Annotated in this window: 8 protein-coding genes; 5 read left to right on the forward strand and 3 right to left on the reverse strand. The window is 72.6% G+C overall.

Going from position 1 to position 9,254, the window contains the following annotated elements; all coding sequences use genetic code 11:
* Positions 1–26: 26 nt before the first annotated feature.
* Entirely contained in the window at positions 27–935 is a 909-nt protein-coding gene (locus ABZ078_RS35865; RefSeq protein ID WP_356582378.1) for an endonuclease/exonuclease/phosphatase family protein, read from the reverse strand.
* A 205-nt stretch (positions 936–1,140) separates the two neighbouring features.
* Here ABZ078_RS35865 and ABZ078_RS35870 point away from each other — a divergent pair, with 205 nt between their 5' ends.
* Positions 1,141–2,445: an aldolase/citrate lyase family protein gene (locus tag ABZ078_RS35870; protein WP_356582380.1), complete on the forward strand. Its 1,305-nt coding sequence runs from the start codon at positions 1,141–1,143 to the stop codon at positions 2,443–2,445.
* 103 nt (positions 2,446–2,548) lie between these two features.
* A complete protein-coding gene (locus ABZ078_RS35875) occupies positions 2,549–4,564 on the forward strand; it encodes a protein kinase (protein WP_356582382.1) in 2,016 nt (671 codons plus the stop codon).
* Between the two features lie 2 nt (positions 4,565–4,566).
* On the opposite strand, the gene ABZ078_RS35880 is transcribed toward ABZ078_RS35875, so the two are convergent.
* Positions 4,567–5,352 carry a hypothetical protein gene (locus ABZ078_RS35880; RefSeq protein ID WP_356582384.1) on the reverse strand — a complete coding sequence of 262 codons (786 nt, stop codon included), beginning with the start codon at positions 5,350–5,352 and terminating at the stop codon, positions 4,567–4,569.
* Between the two features lie 8 nt (positions 5,353–5,360).
* On the reverse strand, positions 5,361–6,422 hold the full coding sequence (locus ABZ078_RS35885; protein ID WP_356582386.1) for a LacI family DNA-binding transcriptional regulator: 1,062 nt from the start codon (positions 6,420–6,422) through the stop codon (positions 5,361–5,363).
* 288 nt (positions 6,423–6,710) lie between these two features.
* Here ABZ078_RS35885 and ABZ078_RS35890 point away from each other — a divergent pair, with 288 nt between their 5' ends.
* From ABZ078_RS35890 to ABZ078_RS35900, 3 genes are all read left to right on the forward strand, one after another.
* Positions 6,711–7,658 (forward strand): ROK family protein, encoded by a 948-nt coding sequence (locus ABZ078_RS35890; protein WP_356582388.1) that lies wholly within the window; start codon positions 6,711–6,713, stop codon positions 7,656–7,658.
* A gap of 243 nt (positions 7,659–7,901) precedes the next feature.
* The gene (locus ABZ078_RS35895; protein ID WP_356582390.1) at positions 7,902–8,909 is read left to right on the forward strand and encodes a TIGR01777 family oxidoreductase; all 1,008 of its coding nucleotides are present in this window, start codon (positions 7,902–7,904) and stop codon (positions 8,907–8,909) included.
* Between the two features lie 45 nt (positions 8,910–8,954).
* Positions 8,955–9,236 carry a hypothetical protein gene (locus ABZ078_RS35900; protein ID WP_356582397.1) on the forward strand — a complete coding sequence of 94 codons (282 nt, stop codon included), beginning with the start codon at positions 8,955–8,957 and terminating at the stop codon, positions 9,234–9,236.
* Positions 9,237–9,254: the final 18 nt, after the last annotated feature.

Raw genomic sequence — 9,254 nt, forward strand, 5'->3', positions numbered from 1 at the left:
GCGTCGGCGGTCACGGGGGCCTCGGCTCATTCCAGGCTCAGGAACGCCTGTACCGGCAGGTGGTCGCTCGGGAACTGGCCGTCGACGGAGAACGTGTTGATGGCCGCCCGGTGCGCCGTGACGCCGGGCGTGCTCAGGACCCAGTCGATGCGGTCGCCGTTCGGCGTCAGCGGCTTGTAGCCGTGGAAGGTCGCGTACAGCTCGCTGCGCGCGTGTGCGGTCTCCCAGGTGTCGACGAGCCCGGCGCCGAGCAGGGTGTCGTACACGGTGTTCCGGTGGGCGGCGACATTGAAGTCCCCGGTCACCACGACCGGCAGGGAACGGTCGAACCCGGCGATCCGCTCGGCGATGAGCGAGGCGCTGCGCTCACGGGCGTACTGGCTCACGTGGTCGAAGTGGGTGTTGAGGACGTAGAACTCCCGCTCGCCGTCGGCCAGATCGCGGAAGCGGACCCAGGTGACCATGCGGGCGAAGGCCGCACTCCAGGTGTTGGAGCCGATCGCGTCCGGGGTGTCGGACAGCCAGAAGTGGTCGTACTCGGTCGGGCGCAGCCGACGGGAGTCGTAGTAGACCGCCATGGACTCGTCACGGCTGCCCTGCAGCCGGCCGGTACCCACCCAGTCGTAGCGCGGGCCGAGGTCGGAGTCGATGTCGAGCAGCTGGGAGAAGACGCCCTCCTGGGTTCCGATGACGTGCGGGGCCTCCCGGCGCAGCAGCTCGCGCATCACCGGCCTGCGCACGGCCCAGCTGTGGGGCTCGGTGGTGCTCGCGAAGCGCAGGTTGAAGGACATGACCTGAAGGTGGCGGCGGGACGGGCGTTCGCCCGCCGAGGCGGACGACGTGGGCAGTGCTGTACTGGAGAGGGGCGCGGTGACGGCCGCGGCCAACGCGGCTTTCAGGCCCAGACGGCGCGTGACTCGGCTGTGGTTCGGCACTGAGGCTCCTTCGGTGGGAACTGCCGGACGAGTCGTGCGGGGCGTGCGTATGGAAGTGTGATACCGCGTACCGAGATAGGCGTGAACATGGCGAGATGGTGGAGTGACTCATCGTGGACATGGTGTTGACCAGCCGGAAGGTCCCCGGATAACTTCGTTCTACGGATTGTTGATTCCGTATAGCGGAAATCAGGAGGGTGTGGGAATGGGCCAGGGCCAGCAGGAGAAGGTGGCGACGAGCCTCGCGGGCGCCGTCAGCGAGGAGATCAGCGCCTCCCTCGCGCCGGTCGACGCCGAGCTGGAGCGCCGCTACCCCGGAGACCCCGGCACCCGCCAGCCCGTCCACACCGTGTACGTCCCCGGCGACGTCTTCGCCGCCGACACCGTCCGCTCCTGGGGCGACCAGGCGCTCGCCGCGCTGGACGAACACGCCCCGGACGCCGCCTCCTTCGCCGCCGTTCTCGGGCTCTGCGACGAACTCGCCGAGCCCGTCCACGCGCGCGTGCGCGCCAAGCTGGAGCGCGAGCCCATCGAGGACCTGCGCGTCGACTTCGAGGACGGCTATGGTCCCCGCCCGGACGCCGAGGAGGACGAGGCGGCCGCCCGCGCGGCACGGCTGATCGCCGAGGCGTACGCCAACGGCACGGCGGCGCCGTACATGGGCATCCGCATGAAGTGCATGGAGGCGCCGGTACGCGACCGGGGCATCCGCACCCTCGACATCTTCCTCACCGGCCTGATGGAGGCCGGCGGCCTGCCCGACGGGCTGGTGCTGACGCTGCCGAAGGTGACGTACGCCGAGCAGGTCACCGCCATGGTCCGGCTGCTGGAGGCCTTCGAGAAGGCGCGGGGCCTCGAGCCCGGCCGGATCGGCTTCGAGATCCAGATCGAGACCAGCCAGTCGATCCTCGCCACCGACGGCACTGCCACCGTCGCCCGCATGATCCAGGCCGCAGAGGGCCGCGCCACGGGCCTGCACTACGGCACCTTCGACTACAGCGCCTGCCTCGGCGTCTCCGCCGCCTACCAGGCCAGCGACCACCCGGCCGCCGACCACGCCAAGGCGATCATGCAGGTCGCGGCGGCGGGCACCGGCGTACGCGTCTCGGACGGCTCGACGAACGTCCTGCCGGTCGGCCCGACGGAGAAGGTCCACGACGCCTGGCGACTGCACTACGGCCTCACCCGCCGCGCCCTTTCCCGCGCCTACTACCAGGGCTGGGACATGCACCCCGGCCACATCCCGACCCGGTACGCGGCCGTCTTCGCCTTCTACCGCGAGGGCTTCGAACAGGCGGCGGCCCGTCTCGCCCGGTACGCGGGCCGGGTCGGCGGCGACGTCATGGACGAGCCCGCCACCGCCAAGGCCCTCAGCGGCTACCTGCTGCGCGGACTGGACTGCGGCGCCCTCGACATCGCCGAGGTCGCCCGGCTGAGCGGCCTGACCCGCGCCGATCTGGAGGGATTCGCCTCGCCCCGGCGCGGCGACCTGACGGCCTCGGCCAAGTAGCGGGCGGTCACAGGCCCCACCACCGGACGCAGTTGTCACCCCTGCCCCGTAGTCTGTACGCCACGCACAGGTCAGTCAGTGGTGTCACAGGAACGGGGCAGCGGTGTCATCGGGGGAGAACGGACGGGCGGACGAGGCAGGTCGGCTGCTGGCCGGGCGCTACCGCGTCGTGGCGCAGCTCGGACGCGGCGGCATGGGCGTGGTCTGGCGGGCCGTCGACGAGGTCCTCGGCCGCGAGGTCGCCGTCAAGGAGCTGCGCACCTACACCGACGCCGACGGTCCCGAACTCGCCGATCTACGGCTGCGGATGCAGCGCGAGGCCCGTGCGGCGGCCCGCGTGCGCCATCCCGGCGTCGTCGCGGTGCACGACGTCGCCGAGGTCGACGGACGCCCGCTGATCGTCATGGAGCTGGTCGACGGCCCCTCCCTGGAGGCGGTGCTGCGCGAGCGCGGCACCCTCGACCCGCGTGAGGCGGCCGGGATCGGGGCCAAGGTCATGGACGCGCTGGCCGCCGCCCACCGGGCCGGCGTCCTGCACCGTGACGTCAAGCCCGGCAACATCCTGCTGGAGCGCTCCGGCCGCGTCGTCCTGACCGACTTCGGCATCGCCACCATGGACGACCCCGGCGACGGCTCGGCCACCCACCTCACCCGCACCGGCCATCTCGTCGGCTCCCTCGACTACATGGCGCCCGAGCGCGCCCAGGGCGCCGATCCGGGTCCCTCCTCGGACGTCTGGGCGCTGGGTGCCACGCTGTACGCGGCGGTGGAGGGCGCCGCGCCCTTCCGCCGTACGTCGACGTTCTCCACGCTCACCGCGATCGTCAGCGAACCGCTGCCGGAGCCCCGCCGCGCCGGGCCGCTCACCCCCGTCCTCCAGCGGCTGATGGACAAGCGCTCCGAGTCCCGTCCCGAGGCCGACGAGGCGCGGGCGCTCCTCCAGTCGGTGGCGGAGTCGGACGACGCGGACTCGGCGACGGCCGCCCTGCGAGGGCCGACGGCCGCCGGGCCGGCGCGGGAGGAGACCGAACCCGGTGTTCCGTCCGCGCCGCAGGCGCCCGGCCCAGCGCAGGTCGCGCCGGGCTTCGCAGTCGCGGCACAGGGCATGCCGGAAACGCCGGGCACACAGGAGCCCGCGGCTCCGGGACAGGGCGCGGCTCCGGGACAGGGCACGCCGCCTCAGGGCTTCGGCGCGGCCGACCCGTCCGGTCCGACCGCACCCGGATACGGCAACCCCGGGCAGCCGGCCGCGTCTCCCTACGGCGGTACCCCTCCCTTCGGCAGTGGGCAGCCCTTCGGCGGCGCGCCGGGCCGACCCGTCCCACCCCCGCACGGCTTCGGCGGGCCCACGCCGCCGTCGCAGGACCTGGCCGCCACCGGCCCCATGAACCCGTCCCCCGCCGGCGCTTCCCGGCGCAAGGGCCGCGTCCTGCTCGCCGCCGCGGCCGTCACCGCCGTCCTCGCGGCGACCGGGATCACGGTCGCCCTGCTGAACAACCCCGGCGACACCAAGGCCGAGGCACAGGCCACGTCGCCCGCCACCACCCCGGACGCCTCCGCCCCCTCGACCGGCGGCCCCGACGCCGGCCGCCCGGGCGAATCCGGACTCACCGAGAAGGACGACGCGAAGTCCCCCGGCGCGACCGAGGAACCGAGCCGTACCGCGGAGGCCGAGCCCAGCGATCGGCCCACCACCTCGTCCCCGACGAAGACCTCGGGCGGTGGCGGCACCGACGGCGGCACCACGGGCGGCGGTTCCGGCGGCGGCGGTACGACGGGCGGCGGCGGCACCACGGGCGGCGGCAGCGGCAGCGGCGGCGGTGGCACCACACCGACTCCGTCCTGCCACTCCATCGGCGGCGGCAAGTACAACTGCCAGGTCTGGAGGACGGCAAAGTCCTACACCGCCTCCGGCACCGAGGTCGGGACGCTCAACGCGGGCACCAACTACTTCTACTGCCAGCAGAACCTGGGCCGCCGCGAGACATACGGTCAGTGGACCAACGTCTGGTGGGCCAAGACGGACGACGACAGCGGCAACACCGACGTCTTCGTCAGCGACGTCTACATCGAGGGCGGCAACAACGACGAGCCGGTGCCCGGACTCCCGGTCTGCTGACCTCAGGTGCCCTGGACCCGGACGTACTCCTCCAGCCCGGAGACGGTCACCAGCTTCTCCTCCACGAACAGCCGCGTGCCCCGCTCGCACAGCCGCACGTCCCCACGTGCCCGTGCGCAGAACTGCTCGGGAGTGACACCGAACAGCTCCCGCAACCGCGGCGAGCCCAGCAGGAGTTCGGTGAGCAGCGCCCGCTGGCCGGGGTGGGTGCGCGGGGCCTCGGTGCCGTTGTGCAGGACGCCGTGGCGGTTGACGTACGCGAAGGCGCCGGGAAGCGTGCCGCCGTCCGCCAACTCGATCCGCACGTCGGAGGCCGGCAGCCAGGCGCGGCCGTAGTTGCCGTTCGGTCTGGGTACGCCCTCGCTCGTGTCGATCACCGCGAGCTGCTCGGGGTTCAGCCAGATGACGAACAACTCCCGCACCGAGCCGGGCGCGTGGAAGGGCGACGCGGACACGTACCCCATCCGGCTCACGTGCGCGGAGACGCCCACCTCGATGCCGGTCACCCGCGTCTTCACCATCGGGATGGGGGAACCGATCCCGAAATGGTCCATCTTGTGCCGCAGTTGGCCGGGGGAGGCATTGGAACCGACCGCGAGGACGGGCACGCGGTCGTCGTGGACCAGCTTGTCGAGCGGCAGCAGCCGGTCCCCGTGGAGGAGTCCGGAGTCCGCCGGCCAGGCACCCGGGTAGAGCAGCGGGTGTTCGCGCGGCGCCTCGGCCAGACCGAGCGCCTCCAACGTACGGCCTTCAGTGGGCCGCCGCGACCTGCTCGCGCTGTCCGCCATGGCCCCGCTCAGTCCGCCGGCGGCAGCTCGCCCGAGCCGCGGGTGATGAGCCGCGTGGGCAGCTCGATGCGTTCCGGGGTGACCAGGGTGCCGTCCAACTGGCGGAACAAACGCTCGGCGGCGGTGCGGCCGATCGCCGCCGCGTCCTGCGCGACGACGGTGACGCCGGGCTCCAGCAGGTCGGCGAGTTCGATGTCGTCGAAGCCGACGAGGGCGACGCGCCGGGTCTGCTCGGCGAGGACCCGGATCACGGTGACCGTCACCCGGTTGTTGCCCGCGAAGACCGCGGTGACGGGGGAGGGGCCGGAAAGCATCTCCTCGGCCGCCTGGCGCACCCGCTCCGGGTCGGTGACGCCCAGGGACATCCAGGAGTCCGCCACCGGTATGCCCGCGTCCTCCATGGCCGCCCGGTAGCCGCGCAGCCGTTCGGCGGCCGTGTGGATGCGGGGCATGTCGCCGATGAAGCCGATCCGGCGGTGGCCGTGGGCGATCAGGTGGGCGACGCCGTCGCGGGCGCCGCCGAAGTTGTCGGACAGGACGCAGTCGGCGTCGATCTTCCCCGCCGGGCGGTCGACGAACACGGTGGCGACACCCGCCTTCAGCTCGGGTTCCAGGTACCGGTGGTCGTCGCCGGCGGGAATGATCACCAGCCCGTCCACCCGCCGCGCGCACAGCGCCAGCGCCAGCTCCTGCTCGCGGTCCGGGTCCTCGGCGCTGGAGCCGTTGATGAGCAGGGCACCGTGCGCCCGGGCGACCTCCTCCACCGCCCGGCTCAACGGGCCGTAGAAGGGGTCCGCGAGATCCTCCAGGACCAGGCCGATGCTCGCGGTACGGCCCTTGCGCAGCACCCGCGCGCTGTCGTTGCGGCGAAAGCCCAGCGCGTCGATGGCCTCCTGGACCCGGCGCTCCGTCTCCGGGGTGACCCCCGGCTCTCCGTTGACCACGCGCGAGACGGTCTTCAGACCGACTCCGGCACGCGCCGCGACGTCCTTCATGGTCGGACGGTTGCCGTAGCGTGCCCCCGAGAGGCGCTCTGCGGGGCGGTCGGATCGGCGGATGGTCTCGGGCACGATGCGGTGTCCTGTCCTGTCGTCGTCCACGGGGACGCGTCGTCCACGGGGATGCGTCGTCCACGAGGATGCGTCGGTCCGTCGGGGATGCATCGGTCCACGGGGATGCGTCGGTCCATGGGCTTGTATGAGGATGTGGCGTCGAGCATAGGCCCTGGACAACGTTGTCAGATCCAGGGGACACTGTCCACCGCAATCTCCGGCCTGCGCCCCCACCGCGAGACCGGCTCGCCCAATTCCCGTGGCAGACGGGGAGATCCGAATGGTTGACGGGGAGAACTGACACTGATGCACACCGACCTCGTGGCCGCGCTCGACATCGGCGGCACCAAGATCGCCGGAGCGCTGGTGGACGGCCACGGCACGATCGTGGTCCGGGCTCAGCGCGCGACGCCCGCGCGGGAGGACGGCGAGACGGTGATGCGGGCCGTCGAGGAGGTGATCGGCGAACTCGCCGCATCGCCCCTGTGGGGGCGCGCCACGGCCCTCGGAATCGGCAGCGCGGGACCGGTGGACGCCTCGGCGGGGACCGTGAGTCCGGTGAACGTGCCCGGCTGGCGCGACTATCCGCTGGTCCGGCGAGTCCGGGAGGCGGCCGGTGGTCTCCCCGTCGAGCTGATCGGCGACGGCGTGGCCATCACGGCGGCCGAGCACTGGCAGGGAGCGGCACGGGGCCATGACAACGCCCTCTGCATGGTGGTCTCCACGGGAGTCGGCGGCGGCCTGGTGCTGAACGGCCGGCTGCACCCCGGCCCGACCGGCAACGCCGGGCATATCGGACACATCAGCGTCGACCTGGACGGCGACGCGTGCCCGTGCGGTTCCCGCGGCTGCGTGGAGCGCATCGCGAGCGGCCCGAACATCGCCAGGCGGGCGCTCGGGAACGGCTGGCTGCCCGGCCCGGACGGAGACACGTCCGCCGCCGCGGTGGCCGCCGCCGCGCGCGACGGTGACCCGGTCGCCCTCGCCTCCTTCGAGCGGGCCGCGCGGGCCTTGGCGGCCGGGATCGCGGCCACCGCCACGCTCGTCGAGATCGACATCGTCGTGATCGGTGGAGGTGTCGGCAAGGCGGGCGACGTACTGTTCGCGCCGCTGCGCAAGGCGCTCCACGACTACGCCACCCTGTCCTTCGTCCAACGCCTGACGATCACACCGGCCCAGATGGGCACGGACGCCGGGTTGGTGGGGGCGGCCGCGGCCGCGCTCGCCAAGGGGGCGGACGCGGCCGCGGTCTGACGTCGGCCGTCAGTCGTCGGCAGGAACGTTCCCCCGGCTGCCGGGCCCGGTCGTCGGCTAGGCAGCCCGGCCCCCGCCCCCGCCGGAGCGCCCTCACGTCGTGCGCGGCGGGTCGCCGGACCCGGTGCGCACGACGACTGAGCCGCGCCCCTTCGTCGTCCGGCGCCGAAGGCGACACGCGCCGACTTTTTGAACATGTTCAACAGGTGCGCTAGGCTCATGCCACACGAGATGGGGGAGTCGATGAAGATAGTGATCCCCGGGGGAACCGGGCAGGTGGGCGCCATCCTGAACCGCGCGCTGACCGCCGCCGGCCACGAGGTCGTGGTCCTGACGAGGCGGCCCACGCGTGACCGGGAAGTGCGCTGGGACGGCGAGACGCCGGGACCGTGGGCCGAGGTGATCGACGGCAGCGACATCGTGATCAACCTGGCCGGGCGCAGCGTCAGCTGCCGGTACACCGAGACCAATCTGCGGGCCATGATGGACTCCCGGGTGCGCTCCACCCAGGTCGTGGGCGAGGCGATCGCGAAGGCCGCCCGGCCGCCGAGGGTCTGGCTGCAGATGAGCACGGCCACCCTCTACGCCCATCGCTTCGACGCGCCGAACGACGAGGCGACGGGTGTCATCGGCGGCAGCGAGCCCGATGTGCCCGACTACTGGGCGTACAGCGTCGAGATCGCCAAGGCCTGGGAACGGGCCCAGGATGAGGCCGACACGCCCCGCACCCGGAAGGTCGCCCTGCGCTCCGCCATGGTGATGAGCCCTGATCGCGGCGGAGTCTTCGACGTCCTGCTGGGGCTCGTGCGGCTCGGGCTCGGAGGCCCCGTCGCGGGCGGCGCGCAGTACGTCTCCTGGATCCACGACCGCGACTTCGTCCGCGCGGTCGAGTTCCTGATCGACCGGGACGATCTCACCGGGCCGGTGAACCTCGCCGCTCCCGAACCCCTGCCGCAACGGGCGTTCATGCGGACCCTGCGCTCCGCGTGGGGCGTTCCCGTGGGTCTGCCCGCGACGAAGTGGATGGCGCAGATCGGGGCGTTCGCGCTGCGCTCCGACACCGAGCTGCTGCTCAAGAGCCGACGGGTCGTCCCCGGCCGGCTGCTCGGCGAGGGATTCACCTTCGCGTACGGCCGCTGGCCGGAAGCGGCCGACGATCTCGCACAGCGCGTGCGGCTGCGCCGGCCCGACGGCGACCGGTCCGGGCTCCGACGTCCGGTGCTGTCCCGATCGTCCGGGAATCGGGCGTGACTCCAGCTGCGTTTCTCAGTTGAACCGGTCATGAAGAAGCGCAGCATGCTTGCCATCGCCTCCCTGGCCACCGGATTCGTGGTCGCGGCCGTCACCCCGTCCCACGCCAACACGTCCCCTGCCGTCGGTCTCCCCGGCGCCGGCATCCCTGACGCCGGTCTTCCCGGGGCCGGACTGCCCGGTACCGGCGGAGGGGCCAAGCTCACCGGCGGTGAGACCAAGGTCGCCGGTGTCAACCTGGACCAGGCTCTGAACACCGTCGGCCGGGCCGTCAACCGCGAGACCGACCGTGCCGTGAACAACGCCCCGCACGGGAAGAAGCGCTGACGAGCTCCACAGGGACTG

The sequence above is a fragment of the Streptomyces sp. NPDC006385 genome (genome assembly GCF_040612485.1).
Lineage (GTDB): Bacteria > Actinomycetota > Actinomycetes > Streptomycetales > Streptomycetaceae > Streptomyces.

Excerpts from the sequence above, each read along its gene's own strand:
- ABZ078_RS35870 (WP_356582380.1), top strand. The coding sequence starts at position 1,141 with ATGGGCCAGGGCCAGCAGGAGAAGGTGGCGACGAGCCTCGCGGGCGCC.
- ABZ078_RS35880 (WP_356582384.1), bottom strand. The coding sequence starts at position 5,352 with ATGGCGGACAGCGCGAGCAGGTCGCGGCGGCCCACTGAAGGCCGTACG.
- ABZ078_RS35890 (WP_356582388.1), top strand. The coding sequence starts at position 6,711 with ATGCACACCGACCTCGTGGCCGCGCTCGACATCGGCGGCACCAAGATC.
- ABZ078_RS35895 (WP_356582390.1), top strand. The coding sequence starts at position 7,902 with ATGAAGATAGTGATCCCCGGGGGAACCGGGCAGGTGGGCGCCATCCTG.
- ABZ078_RS35900 (WP_356582397.1), top strand. The coding sequence starts at position 8,955 with ATGCTTGCCATCGCCTCCCTGGCCACCGGATTCGTGGTCGCGGCCGTC.